We start from the raw sequence: 19,419 nt of genomic DNA, 5'->3' as shown, positions 1-19,419 counted from the left end.
TAAATTCATACATTTTTAATGAATAACCCAAGGGTTAACATAAAAGAGAAAGAACTACTATCTGATCTTTGGTATAAACTCCATAAGATTACCTACGACTATCAAAATAATAATGGTACATGGGAATCACACCAGAGAGAAGTTTATGATCGCGGCAATGGTGCCACTATCCTTTTGTATAATAAGAAATATAAAACTGTAGTACTTACCCGGCAATTTCGACTTCCTACTTATGTGAACCAAAACGAAACGGGGCTTTTGATAGAAACCTGTGCAGGGTTATTAGATGGTGATCATCCAGAAGATTGTATACGAAAAGAGACAGAAGAAGAAACCGGATATCGAATTTCTAAGGTGGAAAAGGTAATGGAGTCGTATATGTCTCCGGGAGCGGTTACCGAGATCATTCATTTTTTTGTAGCCGAGTATTCCAAAGATATGAAGGTAAGTGAAGGAGGAGGTGTGCAAGAAGAGCAAGAACATATTGAAGTTATAGAATTAGACTTTGAGAAGGCTTATACTATGATTACTACTGGCGAAATCAAAGATGGGAAAACAATAATGCTGTTGCAATACGCTAAACTGCATCATTTGGTATAAACAGTTTTATGCGAGTTTGAGTCTTGGATAACTTTTACAAATACCTAAATAGATAAGAAATACATTTGCAGGTTTTATTTTTGATAGTACAATTGTATTTTTGGGTATCAAAAAAGAAATAGTAAATGAAAATTGTAGTATCTCCCGCAAAATCGTTGGATTTTGAAACCGAATTACCCACTCAAAGATTTAGTGAGCCAGTTTTTTTATCAGAATCAGAAAAACTGAATGGAGTTCTTAAGAAAAAATCTCCAAAGAAACTTTCAGATCTTATGGGGATTAGTGATAAGCTCGCTCAATTAAATTGGCAACGTAATCAGGATTTCCACCTTCCATTTACTAAAGATAATGCACGACCAGCAGTTTATGCGTTTAATGGGGATGTCTACACAGGTCTGGATGCCTATAATCTTCCAGAAGGTAAGTTGGATGCTTTACAAGATAAATTACGTATCTTATCCGGGCTTTACGGAGTACTTAAACCTTTGGATTTAATACAACCTTATCGATTAGAGATGGGAACCAAGCTCAAGGTAGGGCGCAAAAATAATCTTTACGAATTCTGGAAAAAAACGGTTACCGAAAAGCTCAACGAAGAGTTAGACGAAGGTGAACTGTTTATTAATTTGGCCAGTAATGAATATTTTAGTGCGGTAGATAAAAAGGCATTAAAAGTTCTTGTAATTACCCCACAGTTTAAAGACTGGAAAGGAGACAAGCTTAAAATGATTAGTTTTTTTGCCAAGAAAGCCAGAGGTATGATGGTGCGCTATATCATTGATACCGATGCAAAAACTATCGAAGATCTAAAAGGCTTTAATTATGAAGGGTATGGTTTTAGCGAAGAGCATACGGTAAAACCAAATGAATTAGTTTTTGTGAGATAGTACGGCTATTGTTTTTTATTTTTTGCTGCATCTAATTTTAGTATCTTTCCCTCAGATATGCTTCATACAAATTCTTAGATGCAAAAGATAATCAATATCCTTGATGAGATTGGTGAAAAAATTGGCACAACGGTGAGTTGGGTGTCGGTGTTATTAGCTATTATCATAGGGTTGGATGTTGTCATTCGTTATGTTTTCCAATTTACTTACGTCTGGATGATAGAAATAGAAATTTATCTATTCGGGATGTTATTTTTGTTGGCTTCCGGATATACCTTCAAATTTGATAAGCATGTACGGGTAGATATTTTTTATACCAAACTATCTCAAAAAGGTAAAGCCTGGATCGATCTTTTAGGAGCAGTTTTCCTGCTAATTCCTTGGTGCTATGTAGTTATTGTATCGTCTTGGTACTATGGTTTGTCTTCTTTTATGATAGGTGAAGGTTCTCCACAACCTGGTGGATTGCCTGCACTGTATGTCCTTAAATTTTGCATTACCCTTGGGTTTGTTTTCCTCCTGTTGCAAGGAGTGTCAAGCATTTTAAAATCAATTCAAATCCTTCGAAATAAAGATAATTAATGGAATATTTAGCAATTGTACTCTTTGTAATTATTTTTATTCTGATTTTAAGAGGTTATCCTGTTGCGTTCACTTTGGGCGGGATTTCTATAGCCTTTGCCTATGGCGTTTCCTTATTAGCGCCAGATGTTTTTCAGATGTCTACGTTCTATCTGTTGCCTTCCAGAATAATGGGTGTAGTCAATAACTATGTGCTTATGGCGGTCCCCTTATTTATTTTCATGGGGATTATGCTAGAAAAATCAGGACTAGCCCAAAGTTTGTTAGAAACCATGGCCATGATGTTTGGAAGAGTAAGAGGAGGATTAGCCATCTCTGTTGTGATTGTAGGTGCCTTGTTAGCAGCTTCAACTGGAATCGTTGGAGCAACTGTAGTGACTATGGGATTAATAAGTTTACCCACTATGCTCAAAAGAGGGTATAAAACTGAGTTAGCTACGGGGGTGATCGCTTCTTCAGGAACTTTGGGGCAAATTATCCCGCCTTCGATAGTTCTGGTATTGCTGGCGGATACGATCAATAGTTCTTCCAGAGGAGCGGCATCTGTAGATGTAGGAGCTCTATTTTCTGCAGCATTATTTCCGGGGATGGTATTGGTTGGTCTTTATATCATTTATATTTTGATCATATCCTGGATTCGTAAAGAAGATGCTCCAAGTATACCAGCAGAGGAGATACAGGAGTTTAGAGGATCCCAATTTGGAGCAAGAGTAATAAAGGTGTTATTACTTCCGGTGTTATTGATTGTTTTGGTGTTAGGGTCTATTTTTACAGGAATTGCTTCTCCTACCGAGGCCTCTGCAATTGGTGCCATTGGTGCTACTTTGCTTACGATTATTCAGAAAAAGTTCTCGTTAAAGATTTTGAAAGAAGTAGGCCAGGAGACGGCTAAGCTCACTTCAATGGTGTTTTTTATTCTTTTGGGAGCTACAACTTTTACCCTGGTATTTAGAACTCTTGGAGGAGACGCGTATTTGCAAGAAATCATAATGTCTTCAAACCTAACTCCGTTGCTATTTCTTTTGTTGGTGATGTTGGTGGTTTTTATAGCAGGATTTTTTATTGATTTTATTGAAATTGTATTCATCATTGTTCCGGTGGTGACTCCGGTATTTAATGCTTTTGGGATGGATATGCTTTGGGTAGGGATTTTGATTGCGTTAAATCTACAAACCTCATTTTTGACCCCGCCCTTTGGTTTTGCCTTGTTCTATCTAAAAGGGGTTGCTCCAGAAACGGTAAAAACAAGTCAGATTTACAAAGGGATCATTCCGTTTATCGTGATACAATTGTTCATTGTAAGTTTGGTGGTGTTTTTTCCTGAAATCATTTTCATATCAAAATAATAGAAATCACTTGTTGGTTTCATCGATAATATAGATAACTATGCGTTTTTTAAATTTCAAACCCTTTCAGCAATTTACAAAAGCTTCTTTTTGGTTTTTCTTGCTACCACTATTATTCTCTTCTTGTTTGGGAGATCCCCCAGCAAGTATGGATCCCAATACGGTGTACAATACTTCAAAACCGGACAAAGTGTTTTATTGGAAAATGACCACGACATGGCCTCCTAACTTCCCGGTTTTGGGAGAAGTGGCAGAAAAGTATTCAGAGTGGGTTGAAGAATTATCCAACGGACAAATAAAAATCAAAGTATATGGAGGAGGGGAACTAGTACCGCCTTTAGAAGCTTTTGATGCAGTTTCGCAAGGAACGATTGAGATGGGGTGTGGAGCGTCTTATTATTGGGCGGGGAAGACACCGGCAGCTCAGTTTTTTGCTGCGGTTCCTTTTGGTATGAATAGCCAGCAAATTACTTCGTGGTTAGAAACCGGAGGAGGATATGAACTATGGAAAAAAACCTATGCCAAATTTAATCTGGTTCCTTTTATGGGAGGAAATACAGGAGTGCAAATGGGAGGTTGGTTTAATCGCGAAATCAATTCTGTGGAGGATTTTAAAGGGTTGAAAATGAGATTACCAGGTATAGGAGGAAAGGTCCTTGAAAAAGCAGGTGGTGCTGCGGTATTGGTGGCCGGTAGTGAAATATATACCAGTCTAGAACGAGGAGTAATAGATGCTACCGAATGGATAGGTCCTTATCACGATTATAAAATGGGATTTCATAAAATTGCGAAATACTACTATACACCGGGTTGGCACGAAACGGGTTCTCAATTGGAGTTTTTTGTAAATAAGAATTTATATGATGGTTTACCTCCACATTTACAAGCGGTTTTGGAGGCGGCTTCAAAACGGGCACAAGTTTGGGTGTTGGCAGAATTTGATAGGCAAAATGGGATTTATTTGGATAAATTGGTGAATGAAGAGGGAGTTGAGGTTAGAGAATTTTCTAAAGAAACTTTGGATGCGCTGAGAGGATATACTGATGAAGCTTTACAAGAAATGGTAGGAGACGATCCGTTGACCAAAGAGGTGTATGAGAGTTACTCCAACTTTCAGAAAAAAATCGCAAAATGGTCGGAAGTTACCGAAAAAGCCTACTACAACAAGATACAGAAATAGCATAAAAAAACCGTTTTGGCAAGGGGAGCCAAAACGGTGAATACCACAATATGACGATGTTTACTATGGTATTATAACTCTATGGTTGTTTCATTTCCGTCTTTATCAGTCAGCGTAGCTAAATTGTCGCAGGTTCCATCTCCATAATCCAAAGTAGAAGTATCGCTATTTTCTGAAGTCACAACAACTCCACTCACCGTGTAGACACAACCTCTTTCATTTCGCAACGGAGTCGTAATTTCTACTGCATACACATCTCCATTACTAAACGTTGTAGTACTAGTTCCAGAGGTAAGGTTGTAGAAATCAAAATTACCTGGGGCATCTGCATTCATTTCAAAGAAAGTTTCATTTACAAAATTGGTGACACTAGTGGCAGAAAGACCATCTCCCCAACCAAAGGTGAAATTAGAATCTGTAGTAAATTTTCGAGTACCTGCATCACGATCAAATGTAAATATAGAGGTAGCAGTTCCGTTAACAGAAATATCTTTGTAGGTAAAATTCTCTACGGTGTAGGTAATGGTAACCTTATTTTCAGCATCCAGGTCTACGCTAAAACTCATCCTGATCAACCCGGTGATCACTTCACCTTGACCTACTTCACATCCGTCTCCAAAATCTATGGTTATAGTCCGTGTAGTTTCGGTAACCTCAGAAGTTGTAGTTACACAGTCGTTGGATTTTGTAGGTACTATTCGATTAGCAACAAAACCTGATTCTAAAGTAAATACATCCTGAACAAATGCTTGAATTCTTTGATTAGCCGCTTCAATATCCTTATATTGTATAGAGGTCGTGACCTGTTCGGTTGGAATCTCTTGCTCGTTGTCATCATTCTGGCAACCAACAAATAAAAATAGACCGAAGCATAGCGGACTTAAAAGCGTAATTACCCTGTTTTTCATGCTTAATTGATTTTTTTAATTAGTGAATATTATATTGGAATGGTTGTTTTTAAAACGGTAAAGCGGCCGATAATCTTATTATAGGATTCGTTAATTTATGTTAAGGTTATGTTAGAGAAAATGTGTTGAAAAAGAAAAAAAGCTCAAAAAAGAAACTTTATATTCTTTTTCTAATATTTTAAAATATCTATTGCAAAGAATTTATCTTATCAATATCTTCGCAGCGAATGTTCGCTAAAAGTGTTCTAAACTCAAAATTTAAATTATGCAAATTAAAAAGGTTTTAGTTGCCAATCGTGGTGAAATTGCCATTAGAATTTTTAGAGCTTGTACAGAAATTGGGCTACAAACTGTAGGGGTGTATACCTACGAGGATCGTTATTCTTTACACCGATATAAAGCTGATGAAGCCTATCAAATCGGAGAAAATCACGAGCCATTAAAACCTTATTTGAATATTCCGGAAATCATTAAAGTTGCTAAAAATAATAACGTAGATGCGATTCATCCGGGTTATGGTTTTCTTTCTGAGAACGCTGACTTTGCAGAGCAATGTCAGGAAAATGGAATCATTTTTATTGGACCAAAAGTATCAGTACTACGTTCGTTAGGAGATAAGATCACTGCAAAGAAGGTGGCTATAGAGAATAACATTCCTATCATCGAAAGCAACAAAGAAGATCTTGTAGATATAAAGGTTGCACTTAAAGAAGCTAAGCGAATTGGATTTCCGGTAATGCTGAAAGCAGCATCTGGAGGAGGTGGTCGAGGTATGCGTGTGATTAGAAATGCAGAAGAATTAGAAAAAGCATATCCCGAATCAAGAAGAGAGGCTCTTAATGCATTTGGAGATGATACTGTGTTTTTGGAGAAGTTTGTTGAGAATCCAAAGCATATTGAGATACAGATTGTAGCAGATCATCATGGTAATATGGTGCATCTTTTTGAACGAGATTGTTCGGTACAAAGACGTTACCAAAAAGTAATCGAATATGCTCCTTCATTTGGCGTTGCACAAGATATTTTGGACAATTTGTATAATTACGCACTTACGATATGTAAGGCAGTAGATTACAACAATATTGGGACGGTAGAATTTTTGGTAGATGATGATGGAAGTATTTATTTTATAGAAGTAAACCCAAGAGTGCAAGTGGAGCATACGGTTACCGAAATCGTAACTGGAATTGATTTGATCAAAGCTCAGATTTTTATTGCTGGAGGATATCAGCTATCTGACAAACAAATTAAAATTGGAAGTCAGGAAAGCTTAAAAGTCAACGGATATGCTGTACAATGTAGGATTACTACAGAAGATCCGGAAAATGACTTCAAACCAGATTATGGAACCATTTCTACCTATCGTAGTGCTTCAGGATTTGGGATTCGATTAGACGCTGGTAGTGTATATCAAGGGGTAACGATTTCTCCTTTCTTTGATTCGATGCTGGTAAAAGTTTCTGCCAATAGTAGAACATTGGATGGGGCTTGTAGAAAAATGAGAAGAGCGCTCTCTGAATTCAGAATCAGAGGGGTGAAAACCAACATGCCTTTCCTGGATAATATTTTGAATCATGATACCTTCAGAAAAGGTGCGGTAACGGTAAACTTCATCAGAGATACGAAAGAACTTTTCAAAATAAAAGAATCTCGTAACAGAGCGACCAAATTGGCTAATTTCTTAGGAGATGTTATCGTAAATGGAAATCCAGATGTAAAGAAATTAGATCCAACTAAAACTTTTGTGACGCCACAAGTGCCTAAGTATGATGAAAAAGGTGGATATCAAAAAGGAACCAAAGACTTGCTTACAGAACTTGGACCTGAAAAGTTTGCAGAGTGGTTAAAAAATGAGAAAAAAATCCATTTTACAGATACCACTATGCGAGATGCGCATCAAAGTTTGTTGGCAACACGTATGCGAACCTATGATATGTTGAAAGTAGCTGAGGGATTTGCAAAAAACCATCCACAAGTTTTCAGTATGGAAGTATGGGGTGGAGCAACTTTTGATGTATGTCTGCGATTCTTAAAAGAAAATCCTTGGGAGCGTCTTAGACTGCTTCGTGAGGCGATGCCTAATATTCTGTTGCAGATGCTAATCAGAGGGTCAAACGGAGTCGGATATACGGCATACCCAGATAATTTGATCGGTAAATTTGTAGAACAATCCTGGGAGAACGGAGTAGATGTATTCCGAATTTTTGATTCTTTAAACTGGATGCAATCTATTGCGCCTTGTATCGAGCATGTTCGGACCAGAACCGGAGGATTAGCAGAAGGGTCATTATGTTATACCGGGGATATTTTGGATCCAAAAAGAACAAAATACACCTTGGAGTATTATGTGCAATTGGCAAAAGATATAGAAAATGCTGGAGCACATATTTTAGGAATTAAAGATATGGCGGGGTTGTTAAAACCTTATGCGGCCTATGAGTTAGTTTCTGCATTAAAGTCAGAAATTAATATTCCTATTCATTTACATACGCATGATACCTCTTCGGTACAATCAGCAACGTACCTCAAAGCTATGGAAGCAGGAGTGGATGTAGTAGATGTGGCTCTGGGAGGACTTTCGGGATTAACCGCGCAACCTAATTTCAACTCTTTGGTAGAAGTGCTTAAGTATCACGAAAGAGAGAACGAAATGGATATTCAAAAACTTAACGAGTATTCTAATTATTGGGAAGCGGTGAGAGAATATTATTATGTATTCGAATCTGGATTAAAAGCAGGTACGGGAGAAGTATATCAGCACGAAATTCCAGGAGGACAATACTCTAACCTAAAGCCTCAAGCTCAAGGCTTGGGATTAGCAGATCGTTTCCACGAGATTACAAAGATGTATGGAGAAGTAAACGAATTGTTTGGAGATATTGTAAAAGTTACTCCAAGTTCCAAAGTGGTTGGGGATATGGCGCAGTATCTGGTGAGTAATAACTTAACCATCGAAGATGTAAAAGAAAGAGGAGAAACCATTTCTTTCCCTCAATCTGTAGTAAGCTTGTTCAAAGGTGAACTTGGGCAACCAGAAGGAGGATTTCCTAAGGAGCTTCAAAAATCAATATTAAAAGATCAAAAACCTTTCACAGATCGACCTAATGCACATCTGGAGCCTATTGATTTTGAAGAAGAATACAAAGATTTTGAGAAGGTATTCAAAAAAGGAATGGGAAGAGAGTTAGACATTACTGATTTCCTATCTTATAAATTGTATCCAAAAGTATATGCAGGAGCCTATAACCATCATTTGAAGTATGGGAATGTAATGAATATCCCCACAAAGAATTTCTTCTATGGGATGACTCCGGGAGAAGAGATTATTGTGCAGTTGGATAAAGGAAAAATACTATTGATCGAATTAGTATCAGTAGGAGAGCCTAATGAAGAAGGTAAAGTAACCGTTTTCTTCAAAGTGAATGGGCAAACTCGAAATGTACAGATACAAGACAATTCGATAAAAGTGGATAAAGTGGTTCATGCTAAAGCGGATAAAGCCGATGCCAAACAAATCGGGGCGCCTCTTCAAGGTTCGTTATCTTCGATATTGGTAAAAACAGGTCAGGCTGTTAAGAAAAATGATCCGCTGTTTATTATAGAGGCGATGAAAATGGAAACTACTATTACTGCCAATGAAGATGCTGTGGTCAAAAAGATTGTACTAAAAGGTGGAACAATGGTAGAGGCTGATGATTTGGTGATCACTTTAAAATAAACAAACAAAATCTAATTAAAAATGGGGCTTTCAAAGCCCCATTTTTTACTTATGAATGTTTGGTTGGATTACCCAATATGACAAGGTGCCGGAAAAGCTTCCAAACTCTCTCCTGGTCCGCATGTTCCTAAGTCAGAATGGCAAGTTCCTCCAATAGAACCAGGTAAGTGACCTCCATTTACTGTTCTCTTTTGAAGGTCCGAAATAATGTTTTTGTTTAAAGTCAACTTGTTCAAATTTCTCTTTTTCATTGTAAAATATTTAAGGTTAATAATTATTAAACTAAAGTTAGGTTTTATGTTTATTAAGTTTTTCTCAACTTCAGTTAAACTTAACCCAAAAATGAAATTTGAATTCATTTGATCTTTACTACCGTAAAGCCTTATAAAAACTGTTTTTTTGATCTGTTGAAATAATGAAAGGATGAACCGATGTTCGGTTTTTTTATCATTCTTTTTGATGAAGATATTAAGTCAAGATACAGGTTAAGGTGCAAACTTATTCTAATCTTGGTTTAAACTTTTCATAACAGAAAAGACACATGTAGCTCGTAGACGATTTATAACTTAAGCCTATTAACAAACTTAATTTATAAATCATGAAAAATGTATTTCGTACAATTGCCTATGTATTCGTCTGCTCTTTTATTTTAACCAATTGCGAAAATGAACCTGATGAAGTTTTTGATGCTGCCAACGAGAGTTCTGTGCTTCAGGAAGACTTCAAAAAAATAGCTCCAGATAACCATCCTGTGGTTCAATGGTTATACAAACAAGGATATGAGAAAGGCAGTATTTATGAAACCAAAGATTTCTTTTTGGCTCCGCCAGATTTATTATATAGCAAGGATATTAAAGATTATGAACAAGAACTTGATGATATAAGCAAACAAGCTTATAATAACGGGAAAACGGTTTCTCTGGAAAGAATGCGTATTCAGGTGTTTATAGATAATTCATTAAATAATACGTTGCGTAATGATGCGGTAAATGCAATTAATGCTTGGAATGGAATTAATAATTGTGCTTTGTTTTTTGTAAGAGTATTTAATGCAAATCAAGCGCACATAACTATGCGTAGCGATTTTGGTGTAGAAGATGCCGATGTCCTTGGGCGAGCTGGTTTTCCTACCAACGGTAGACCTTTTAATACCGTAACCATCAATGTAGATGAGTTGATGCGGTTTGGAGCTAACTTAAGGAGAAATGTTTTTGTACATGAGTTAGGACATTGTGTGGGGTTCAGGCATACCGATTGGAGAGCTAATGGAGAGAGTAGTGCAATCAATATACCTGGTACTGCAGAAAATGATACACAATCCGTAATGTGGCACACAGCAAGAGGAGGAGTTACTTTTTCTAATGGAGACCTAATAGCGGCCAGAGCTTTATTTCCAAGAGCTTTACGAATCGATAGAGAATTGGAATATAGTTATACAGAATATCCAGATTTTGAACAAGCATTTAATGTATTTGTAGATGTTTTTACAGATGGAAGCTATACCACAACTGCCAATCTTAATAGAAATATAACTGTTGGGTATCGTGTTGAGGTGAGAGAATATAATCATACTTCGGGAACCTATTACTACAACAGATCTCGTAATCTTAATGCCGGGTTGAATCGATATTTTATAGATGAAGAGGAAGAGCAATGTACCTTTTTACAAGGTGAAACGTGCACAGAAGAAAGTGTCGATATTACTTTGGCTAGAACTCGATTTTAAGACACAAGATAGCATCTTATTTTTTAATTTAAATATGCAACAAAACGATGAACTACTGGTTCATCCTTTTTATTTGTTGATTATTGGTAGAAGTTGTTGTCAATAACAGAGTTAAACCTTTGAAGTTTCCAAAATCTTTCTATTTTTACTAAATAAGAGGAAAATACCCCGGGAAACGTTGAAAATTAGGCCTATTCAAATATCATTGTTTATATTTTTGGTGCTAGGAGCATTGTTTGGATTAATGTTCTTGAGTCAGAAAGGAGGAGTGCAAAAAGAGCAAACTCAGGATGATGGTTTTTCTTATGAAGGGGTTTCGTTAAAATACCCTACCTACACTACCTTTTTGGGTTTAGAAAAAGATTCGTCCCTTACCAGACAAGATATTCTGGAAGTTACCGAGATTGTTACTCCGTTGGAAATAGAAACTCCAGAGGATAATCAGATTGCAGAAGTGCAACAAATCAAGCAACTACCGGATTTTTCAAAAATTGATACTACCCGTTTAGTACGAATACGATATCCCGATAGCAATCCGGATTTTGCCAACCAGTTGCGTAGAAAGTTATCTTCAAAATCATGTAGGATTCTACATTATGGAGATTCTCAGATCGAAGGAGATAGAATTACTGCCTATTTACGAAACCGATTACAGCATATGTATGGAGGTAGTGGTCCTGGATTTATACCATTAATGCCTGTTTATCGTCAAATAAGTGCTATTGTAGAACCTAGTGAAAATTGGGAACGATATGCCTTTTTCGACCCAACAAAAAGAAGTTTTCACATAGAAAGTACGGGGCGTATCTTTCGGTATCCCGTTTTACAGAGTATCAGAAAAAACTACCTGATAGTGCTGTACTAGATTCCTTGCCAGTAATCAAAGCTTCGGTTACTATCGGTAAGTCCAAAAAAACCTATGCCAAGTTTCGAAGGTTTACCAACATTGGTTTGCATTATGGCAATTGTAACGTTCCTATCAAGATTTCTGTGTACAATGACGGGGAACTGATTCAGCAAGATAGTTTAATACCTGATGGACGATATCATCAATACAAAATTAGGACATTAACTACACCAACCAACCTCAAAATAGAATTAGAAGGTAAGGTAAGTGCAGATTTTTATGGATTAACACTGGATGGTGGATCAAGAGTGCAAATTGATAATATAGCCATGCGTGGAGCCTCAGGAACCATATTTGCAAGGGCTAATGCAACTACTTACTCACGAATGGTGAGACAGTTGAAACCCAAAATAGTGATCATGCAGTATGGGGGTAATACTATGCCTTATCTCAAAGACTCTATCGATGTCGATAAATACGCAAATCGCATCAAAACCCAGGTCAATTGGATACGACGAAGAGCCAAAAATGCTAACTTTATATTTATAGGCCCTACAGATATGTGCTTACCAGTTAATGGTAAAATGGAAACCTATCCCTTATTGCCTTATCTCAATACTAAGTTGATGGAAACCTGTTTGTCAAATGATGTAGCATATTGGAGTATGTATGATGCTATGGGAGGGAAAGGATCTATGGAGTTATGGGTAGAAGAAAAACTTACTGCCAAAGACTATATGCATTTTACCTGGAAAGGAACCAAAATAATTTCTGAACTATTTTTTACTGCCCTATACCTAGACCTTAAAGAACCCGAAAAAAATGAAGTGTAAAAAACTGTTGTTTTACCTATACTTAGTTGCGGTACCTGCTATGGCGCAAACTTATGTGTTAGATTCTATAGAAGGAAAATATCCCTTTGTGAACTGGAAAGCCAATACGATAAAAATGGCAGAGTATTCTCCCGCTTTCAAGACACTTTTTCATAAAATGGATACCATAGCAAAGGGAGGAAAAACCGATTTGCATATTTTTCATATCGGAGGCTCTCATATCCAGGCAGATATTTATTCTAATCGTTTGAGATCGTATTTACAGACCATGGGCCCAACGGCCAAAGGGCAAAGAGGTTTTATCTATCCTTATAAAATTGCCAAAACCAATAATCCCGGTAACTACAGAGTAGAACATGATGGAGAGTGGCAAGGATATCGCTGTTCGGTAAGAAAAGATAGCGTAGCTTGGGGACTCTCTGGAGTAACCGCTGTATTCAAAGATTCTTTGGCCAATGTAAAAATTAAAGCTAATGGGAACAACTATCATCAAGATATGTATGATTTTGACAAGATCAGAATCTTTTATGATGATTGGAGTACGGACTACGAAATTGCATTTAAAGAAGCTGGATTAGTCTCAGAAATAAAAGAAAACAAAGAAGCCCACTTTATTGAGTATAAACTGACCAAAAAAGTAGAGGAAATCGATTTCTGTATTCGAAGAGTTGAAGATCATGAAGAAGCTGAGTTCTTAATGATGGGAATAGAATTGATGAATGATAATAAAGGAATTCAATATACCTCTATCGGAGTGAATGGAGGAAGTTTTTCATACTACGAACGATGCGAATATTTTGATGATCAGCTGTTATTGTATAAACCTGATCTGTTTATTGTTTCGGTGGGAACAAACGATGCCTATCATCCAGATTTTGAGCCTCAGGAATACAAACAACAATATACCAATCTGATAAAACTGATTCAAAAGGCAAATCCCGAGTGTGCAGTGCTGCTTACCGTACCCAACGATTCTTATTACAAAAAGAAAGTGCCAAACCCTAGAACGAGAATAGCAAGAAAAATGATTTATGAAGTTGCCAAAGAACAACAAATGGCAGTTTGGGATTTTTACGAAATTATGGGGGGCTTTAACTCATCTAGAGATTGGTATAATAACAAACTAATGCCCAAAGATCGAATACATTTTACCGTAAAAGGATATCGAATCAAAGCAGATTTGTTATTACAGGCATTAGCGAATGCCTGGGAAAAAGAACTGCAAGTACCGAACAATTCGATTTTGAATAGCATTATTAATGAATAGATTATTAGACATATTTTCATTTTCAGAGGACTCTCCTTTAATCTTTACTCAAGCAGATTTTTGGGTGTTCTTCTCGGTGGTCTATTTTATCTATGCGATTGTTTACAGTAAAAAAAGCCTTAGGAGTGCATATCTTTTTGCGATAAGTATCCTTTTTTATTACAAAACAAGTGGGCTTTTTATTGGGATTCTGCTTTTTAGTACGATCAATGATTTCTTTTTAGGAAAAGCTATTTACAGGAGTAAATCGGTCATTTTGCAAAAGTTCCTGGTAGCGATTAGTGTAATTATCAATTTGGGTACACTTTGCTATTTTAAATATGCCTATTTCTTTACAGATTCCTATAATTATTTGTTTCAGACCAATTATGAGGTTATCAACTATCTTGCGCAATGGGCCAACACCTGGGGAGAGGTAGATTATTTTACAGTTGATAAGATTATCTTACCGGTGGGGATCTCGTTTTATACGTTCCAGACGATTAGCTATAGTGTAGACATCTATAGAAAGCAAATTAAACCACTCAACTCTATTATCGATTTTGGCTTTTTTGTAAGCTTTTTTCCGCAGTTGGTTGCCGGCCCAATTGTACGAGCGGCGGATTTTGTTCCACAGATCCGAAAGGAAATAAAGATCACCAAAGTAGAATTCGGACAAGCAACTTATATGATCCTAAAAGGATTGATCAAAAAAATGTTGTTTGCAGATTATATCGCGGCAAATTTTATGGATCGGGTTTTTGATGTACCCGAAATGTTTTCTGGATTTACCAATATCATGGCGATGTTTGGATACTCCCTACAGATTTATGGAGATTTTTCTGGGTACACCGATATCGCAATAGGCTTGGCATTATTAATGGGATATAAATTACCGATCAATTTTGATTCTCCATACAAAGCGATTCACTGTGGTGATTTCTGGAAACGTTGGCATATTTCTTTATCAAGTTGGTTAAAGGATTATCTATACATTCCTATTGGAGGTAATCGTAATGGGAGTATTTTTTCATATGCTTTTATTTTGGTATTTACCTTTCTTGGGGTATTTGCAGTGTCTGATTATGGAATAGCTCTAATAGCGGCTGCAGGGGTAGGTTTCATGTTGATTATTACTTTGTTTTCTTCACGATTAGCTTGGCATTTTAATAGAAATGTAAATATTATGATCACCATGTTGATCGGAGGGTTGTGGCACGGAGCTTCCTGGAAATTTGTCATATGGGGAGGACTTAATGGAGTGGGAATTGTGGTGTATAAATACTGGAGAAAGATTAGTCCTTACGAAAATTCTAAAGCCTGGTATGCCTTATTATGGAGAATTGCATTGACTTTTGTTTTTATCACATTTACTAGAATCTATTTTAGAGGAAATAGTATGGATCATATCGAACGGTTTTACCAGCAAGTAGCAACAAACATGGACTGGGGAAATGCGTTGGCTGTGCTTTGGGAATATAGAGTGGTATTTATCGTGATGCTTATAGGCTATATTACCCATTGGTTGCCATATAAAACAAAGGATTGGATAGAAGCTTTATTTATAAAGAGTCATTTTATCATTAAAGCTATAGTGGCTACTTTGGTAGCAATTATTTGCTATCAAACCTATGCTGCCGATTTCCAGCCATTCATATATTTCCAGTTTTAGAGATTTTTGCTATCGTTATGCTTACATCTTTTCTGGTGCCTCAGAATATTTTTGAATAAAATCAGTAATCAAATCTCGGTATTCGCTTTTGGGAGCTTCTGATAAGTTTCTCCAAAGTTCACCATGTGTTAAGTCAACATGACGTACTTCCAGTTTTTGGAAGTTCCGTTTTTTGATCCCTTTTTCAAAAATTCGAGTGTAATTAAATGTCCCTGTATCCGAAAGAAGTAATATTGGCACGGATAGATGATCCAGATATGAAGTGGCAGAAGCGGTTTCAAAATGTTTTTTGGTGTCACCAAATACGGATTGTACATGTAATTTGGCGAGATGAGGTCTGCTTCCATTAAGAAAAGCTTCATGATAGTTCTCAATGTCATAGGTGCCACTAACAGGAATGATGCCTTTAATGTGATTTTGGGTTAATCCATGTTCTTTTAAGAAACGTTCATCCAATGCGAGCATTGCAGTAAGATGTGCTCCCGAAGAAAACCCACCAACAAATATATGTTCTTTGTCATAGCCATACTCATCTGCATGGTCGATTAACCATTTTAACGCAGTACTTACATCTTTAACATGATCTGGGTATTGAATGTCTACCACTGGATTAGGATCACGCCAATCTGCACTTAGGCGATGCCCAACAGAGGCAACGGCGATTCCTTTTTTGGCAATATTGCGTACTACATTCATTTCAATATTCCTATCTACATAGGCCCAGGCACCACCGCCAATCCAAATGAGTAAAGGAGCTTTTGTTGTGGTTTGTGGAAGCACAAGATTCAATCTTTGCAGAGGGTCATCTACTGCTCGAGTAGCTTGAACATAGGGGATATTATGAATTTCTCTAATATCGGCTATACCAATATGTTTTTCTAAAACATAAAAGGGGATATCTCCATATTGTAATATCTTTTTATGAAATTCTAGTGTTGAAAAATCTGCTTCTTTTTCATAAAGGCTTCTCCATTTTAGTATTTTGTCAGCTCCATATTTATAAGTAATCACTTGGGCAGGCCATTGCTTCATTCTCTTTATTTCCCGATGTGCAATATGATCCTGTTCTTGTATATGCTGTTGCCAAAATGCTAAAGCTTTTTCATCAGACCAACCAAAGTAGTTTAACCCTACATCCATGGCTACTCGAACAGACCGGATAAGGTCCCATTCCCATTTTCCATATTCATCGTAGCTGTTTTTATAAGCACCTATCTCATATCCAATTTCTTCAATGTAAGCAGCCCATCCTTCTTTATAACAAGCAGAACCCACAAGCTTTTGTATCTCTGATAACTCAAGTTTCTCGGCATATTTAATTTGGTAGTGGTGTCCAGGTAATCCTTCATGAGTGTATAACCATCCTATTTGTCTTTTACTGTAGGGTTTCTCAAAGTATTTGAAATAAAGCGAATTCTCTCTGCGCCGATAAAAACCAGGGGTTTCTATCAGAGTTTCTTGTTTGTATTCTTTAATACTTACATCGGGTATCGAACTCAACCCTGGAAACAACTCTGTAATCTTATGTCCTACTTCCATCTTCTTCTCCTGGTAAGCTTTCAAAATTTCAGCAGGGTCATTGAAGAAGAAATCAGGATTTGTAAGATGTTTTCTGAAACTAATACTATCCATGCCGGACGTACTTTGGATATCCTTCATTTTGTTTTTTACCCTTGCGATCTCTTCCAGACCAAAATCAAACATCATTTCAGGTGTTACTTTTACATCGACCCATTTTTTCAAAAAATAAGTATATAATAGTTTACCGTTGGGCACATTAACAATCCCCGTAGTAGGAATTTTATCCGGTTTTTCTTCATTCCATTTTTTCTCAAGATTGATCCTGAATTTGTTGAGGGCTATTTCATACTTCATTAAATTGAAGTCTAATCGTTCGCTTTCTGATAAATGACTGGTGTTAATTTTGATGAGTGCCGCTTCCAGGTCATTAAACGTTTTTTCTTGAGCGAGTACCGCATCTTTGTTTTGGATATTGTTGAGGTTTTCTATGTAATCCAAAGTCAATGGAGGTAAGTCCATTGTTTTGTAAGCTGCTACGAATTGCTGGGATACCAACTCCAGACCTTCGGATTGAGCTTTGGTCTTACATGAAAAGAAGATGATGAGGGTAGAAAGACATAAATAAAAACGCATACCTGGCTGAATGATTTAAATGATACTGTACTTCATAAAATTAAGATGACAGGAACAAGGAGGCTTGTAAAATATTGCTAATTTGTCATTTTCCTGCGTTCAGAAGGAGATATATCGTAGTAGTTTTTGAATTTTTTGGAAAAACTTGCCAAATCATGATAACCCAGATCATAGGCTATAGTATTGAGCTGCATGGTATTGTTTTGAAGTAGCTCAATTGCCTTATCCATTCTTAACTTTTCTTGTAGTTCCTGAGGAGATTCCTGAAAACACAACTTAAACAATCTTGAAAAATGATACTTAGAAATGCCAGTATAGGTAGCCAACTGGTCTAATGTTATCTTTTGGTTGAAATGTTGATAAATGAAGTTCTTGCAAGAAATCATTTTAATGAGAATAGCTCTTTGTGTATCTGTGTTTCTGGATTGAACGGAGAGGCGTTCATGAAGACCGGTAATCTCTTTAGCGAAAGTGTGTACCTGCTCGTTTAGAATAGTTAGGGTTTTATACAATTCTGAGTTATTGTCTTTATTTGAATGGGTAGTATGCAATTTTTTGACCAAAGGTGAAAAATGCAAACAATCAAATGGAAGATTAAAGAGTAGAGGATTGGCATACATTTTTGCAAGATCGATATCAAGAGTAGTAGGATTTAAATCGATGCAAAGCCCATGGATACTTTGGGAAGCTAATTTGGATTTTGCTTCAAACTTTTGGCCTTCAGGAACCAGAATAAACTGTCCCTGTTTAACGCGAAGAACCTGATCGTTTATTAAATAGTCTTCATACCCCTGCTTGACATATTTTAATGCAATACCCTTGGTTTCACCTTTGAAATAAAATTTTTCATAGGCATAGGATTGCTTGATTTCGCCATATTGACTTTGGTATTTGCTTTGGTTACTAAACATACAATACAATCACGAACTATTTTAACGTACTCTTGGAACTCGTCTTGTTCTAATAAACTTAATACAAATTATTTACGGTTGCAAATCTTCTTAAGTTACTAGTGGTTATGAAGCGAGTTAATAGGTGTTCTTATTCATTTATCTTGATGGTTTTGAAATCGAAATGGAACGTATCTTTTTTTGCTTGAATAATTTCGACCTTCTTTGCAAGTTTTCCATACATACTTTCTTCCCATTGTTGATAGGTTACTTGGATGGTTTCGGTTGTGTCCATCATATTTAGAAATTCGATAGTTCTAATCTGTTCTATAGCGTTGTCATAATAAATTTTTACAGGGTTGTTCAATCTATCAATCCCTGAATATAAATCAATCTTAGATTCAGAGTTTTTTTCATATTTGATTTGATTAAAAAAAGACCAGGGATTGGTTTGTAATCTATGGAAATCATGACTTCTAATCATCTCTACGGCAACATTTGATAAGGTGTCTAAAATTTTTCCGTCCTTATCAACAGCGTAGCCTTTGTTGTCTGAGCTTAATTCCCCTATGAATGGGGAGTCTCTATATTCGTAAACTTGAGAAAAAAGGAGGTATCCATTCTTTTTTGAGATTACTTGTGTAGTGTACCTGCCATTGGGCCCATTGCAATGGGCAAATGTGTTTATACTTTTGATATGAAAGTATCTTGGGTCAAGAGATAACTCATTGTTTGCGGTATTTTTCTTTTTAGCGCAAGAAATAGATAGCAATAATGAGATGACAACAAATAATGCTCTTTTCATAAGTGTTTGTTTTGTTCGCTACCAA

At 36.6% G+C, this 19,419-nt stretch carries 16 protein-coding genes; 11 read left to right on the top strand and 5 right to left on the bottom strand.

Going from position 1 to position 19,419, the window contains the following annotated elements:
* Positions 1 to 18: 18 nt before the first annotated feature.
* The 5 genes from nudK (at position 19) to AC0L3Q_RS18250 (ending at position 4,595) form a co-directional block, all read left to right on the top strand.
* Positions 19 to 600, top strand: a complete 582-nt coding sequence (gene nudK / locus AC0L3Q_RS18270) for a GDP-mannose pyrophosphatase NudK (protein ID WP_473281734.1) — start codon at positions 19 to 21, stop codon at positions 598 to 600.
* Positions 601 to 725: 125 nt separating this feature from the next.
* Positions 726 to 1,487: a peroxide stress protein YaaA gene (gene yaaA / locus AC0L3Q_RS18265; protein WP_473281732.1), complete on the top strand. Its 762-nt coding sequence runs from the start codon at positions 726 to 728 to the stop codon at positions 1,485 to 1,487.
* Between the two features lie 78 nt (positions 1,488 to 1,565).
* Positions 1,566 to 2,069 (top strand): TRAP transporter small permease subunit, encoded by a 504-nt coding sequence (locus tag AC0L3Q_RS18260; RefSeq protein ID WP_473281730.1) that lies wholly within the window; start codon positions 1,566 to 1,568, stop codon positions 2,067 to 2,069.
* A complete protein-coding gene (locus AC0L3Q_RS18255; protein WP_473281728.1) occupies positions 2,069 to 3,415 on the top strand; it encodes a TRAP transporter large permease in 1,347 nt (448 codons plus the stop codon). The genes AC0L3Q_RS18260 and AC0L3Q_RS18255 overlap by 1 nt, the downstream gene beginning before the upstream one ends.
* A gap of 40 nt (positions 3,416 to 3,455) precedes the next feature.
* The gene (locus AC0L3Q_RS18250; RefSeq protein ID WP_473281726.1) at positions 3,456 to 4,595 is read left to right on the top strand and encodes a TRAP transporter substrate-binding protein; all 1,140 of its coding nucleotides are present in this window, start codon (positions 3,456 to 3,458) and stop codon (positions 4,593 to 4,595) included.
* Between the two features lie 71 nt (positions 4,596 to 4,666).
* On the opposite strand, the gene AC0L3Q_RS18245 is transcribed toward AC0L3Q_RS18250, so the two are convergent.
* Positions 4,667 to 5,503 (bottom strand): hypothetical protein, encoded by an 837-nt coding sequence (locus tag AC0L3Q_RS18245; RefSeq protein WP_473281724.1) that lies wholly within the window; start codon positions 5,501 to 5,503, stop codon positions 4,667 to 4,669.
* Positions 5,504 to 5,768: 265 nt separating this feature from the next.
* Between AC0L3Q_RS18245 and AC0L3Q_RS18240 the strand changes: the two genes are divergently transcribed.
* On the top strand, positions 5,769 to 9,221 hold the full coding sequence (locus tag AC0L3Q_RS18240) for a pyruvate carboxylase (protein ID WP_473281723.1): 3,453 nt from the start codon (positions 5,769 to 5,771) through the stop codon (positions 9,219 to 9,221).
* Positions 9,222 to 9,289: 68 nt separating this feature from the next.
* Here the strand turns inward: AC0L3Q_RS18240 and AC0L3Q_RS18235 are convergent, their stop codons facing one another.
* A complete protein-coding gene (locus AC0L3Q_RS18235; RefSeq protein WP_473281721.1) occupies positions 9,290 to 9,472 on the bottom strand; it encodes a class I lanthipeptide in 183 nt (60 codons plus the stop codon).
* A gap of 347 nt (positions 9,473 to 9,819) precedes the next feature.
* On the opposite strand from AC0L3Q_RS18235, the gene AC0L3Q_RS18230 reads away from it, so the two are divergent.
* The 5 genes from AC0L3Q_RS18230 to AC0L3Q_RS18210 all read left to right on the top strand — a co-directional run bounded on the left by AC0L3Q_RS18230 (position 9,820) and on the right by AC0L3Q_RS18210 (position 15,545).
* Positions 9,820 to 10,947, top strand: coding sequence for a M57 family metalloprotease (locus AC0L3Q_RS18230; protein ID WP_473281719.1), 1,128 nt, complete (start codon positions 9,820 to 9,822; stop codon positions 10,945 to 10,947).
* A gap of 205 nt (positions 10,948 to 11,152) precedes the next feature.
* A complete protein-coding gene (locus AC0L3Q_RS18225; RefSeq protein ID WP_473281718.1) occupies positions 11,153 to 11,812 on the top strand; it encodes a hypothetical protein in 660 nt (219 codons plus the stop codon).
* A 5-nt stretch (positions 11,813 to 11,817) separates the two neighbouring features.
* On the top strand, positions 11,818 to 12,627 hold the full coding sequence (locus AC0L3Q_RS18220; RefSeq protein ID WP_473281717.1) for an SGNH/GDSL hydrolase family protein: 810 nt from the start codon (positions 11,818 to 11,820) through the stop codon (positions 12,625 to 12,627).
* Positions 12,617 to 13,894, top strand: coding sequence for a GDSL-type esterase/lipase family protein (locus AC0L3Q_RS18215; protein ID WP_473281715.1), 1,278 nt, complete (start codon positions 12,617 to 12,619; stop codon positions 13,892 to 13,894). The genes AC0L3Q_RS18220 and AC0L3Q_RS18215 overlap by 11 nt, the downstream gene beginning before the upstream one ends.
* Positions 13,887 to 15,545, top strand: a complete 1,659-nt coding sequence (locus tag AC0L3Q_RS18210; RefSeq protein ID WP_473281713.1) for an MBOAT family O-acyltransferase — start codon at positions 13,887 to 13,889, stop codon at positions 15,543 to 15,545. Before AC0L3Q_RS18215 ends, AC0L3Q_RS18210 begins: the two co-directional genes overlap by 8 nt.
* Before the next feature lie 21 nt (positions 15,546 to 15,566).
* Here the strand turns inward: AC0L3Q_RS18210 and AC0L3Q_RS18205 are convergent, their stop codons facing one another.
* From AC0L3Q_RS18205 to AC0L3Q_RS18195, 3 genes are all read right to left on the bottom strand, one after another.
* Positions 15,567 to 17,699, bottom strand: a complete 2,133-nt coding sequence (locus AC0L3Q_RS18205) for a DUF885 family protein (RefSeq protein ID WP_473281711.1) — start codon at positions 17,697 to 17,699, stop codon at positions 15,567 to 15,569.
* A 77-nt stretch (positions 17,700 to 17,776) separates the two neighbouring features.
* The gene (locus AC0L3Q_RS18200) at positions 17,777 to 18,610 is read right to left on the bottom strand and encodes an AraC family transcriptional regulator (protein ID WP_473281709.1); all 834 of its coding nucleotides are present in this window, start codon (positions 18,608 to 18,610) and stop codon (positions 17,777 to 17,779) included.
* 130 nt (positions 18,611 to 18,740) lie between these two features.
* The gene (locus AC0L3Q_RS18195; protein WP_473281707.1) at positions 18,741 to 19,394 is read right to left on the bottom strand and encodes a hypothetical protein; all 654 of its coding nucleotides are present in this window, start codon (positions 19,392 to 19,394) and stop codon (positions 18,741 to 18,743) included.
* Between the last annotated feature and the right edge of the window lie 25 nt (positions 19,395 to 19,419).

This window comes from Aquimarina sp. KJ22-3 (genome assembly GCF_055808215.1).
The sequence above is the reverse complement of the archived record's forward strand: the minus strand, read 5'-3'. Positions and strand labels throughout refer to the sequence as shown.

What these genes read in the sequence shown, in the direction of transcription:
- AC0L3Q_RS18240 (WP_473281723.1), top strand. Translation starts at nt 5,769, where the DNA reads ATGCAAATTAAAAAGGTTTTAGTTGCCAATCGTGGTGAAATTGCCATT.
- AC0L3Q_RS18230 (WP_473281719.1), top strand. Translation starts at nt 9,820, where the DNA reads ATGAAAAATGTATTTCGTACAATTGCCTATGTATTCGTCTGCTCTTTT.
- nudK (WP_473281734.1), top strand. Translation starts at nt 19, where the DNA reads ATGAATAACCCAAGGGTTAACATAAAAGAGAAAGAACTACTATCTGAT.
- AC0L3Q_RS18260 (WP_473281730.1), top strand. Translation starts at nt 1,566, where the DNA reads ATGCAAAAGATAATCAATATCCTTGATGAGATTGGTGAAAAAATTGGC.
- AC0L3Q_RS18235 (WP_473281721.1), bottom strand. Translation starts at nt 9,472, where the DNA reads ATGAAAAAGAGAAATTTGAACAAGTTGACTTTAAACAAAAACATTATT.
- AC0L3Q_RS18195 (WP_473281707.1), bottom strand. Translation starts at nt 19,394, where the DNA reads ATGAAAAGAGCATTATTTGTTGTCATCTCATTATTGCTATCTATTTCT.
- AC0L3Q_RS18250 (WP_473281726.1), top strand. Translation starts at nt 3,456, where the DNA reads ATGCGTTTTTTAAATTTCAAACCCTTTCAGCAATTTACAAAAGCTTCT.
- AC0L3Q_RS18210 (WP_473281713.1), top strand. Translation starts at nt 13,887, where the DNA reads ATGAATAGATTATTAGACATATTTTCATTTTCAGAGGACTCTCCTTTA.
- AC0L3Q_RS18200 (WP_473281709.1), bottom strand. Translation starts at nt 18,610, where the DNA reads ATGTTTAGTAACCAAAGCAAATACCAAAGTCAATATGGCGAAATCAAG.
- AC0L3Q_RS18205 (WP_473281711.1), bottom strand. Translation starts at nt 17,699, where the DNA reads ATGCGTTTTTATTTATGTCTTTCTACCCTCATCATCTTCTTTTCATGT.
- yaaA (WP_473281732.1), top strand. Translation starts at nt 726, where the DNA reads ATGAAAATTGTAGTATCTCCCGCAAAATCGTTGGATTTTGAAACCGAA.
- AC0L3Q_RS18215 (WP_473281715.1), top strand. Translation starts at nt 12,617, where the DNA reads ATGAAGTGTAAAAAACTGTTGTTTTACCTATACTTAGTTGCGGTACCT.
- AC0L3Q_RS18255 (WP_473281728.1), top strand. Translation starts at nt 2,069, where the DNA reads ATGGAATATTTAGCAATTGTACTCTTTGTAATTATTTTTATTCTGATT.
- AC0L3Q_RS18245 (WP_473281724.1), bottom strand. Translation starts at nt 5,503, where the DNA reads ATGAAAAACAGGGTAATTACGCTTTTAAGTCCGCTATGCTTCGGTCTA.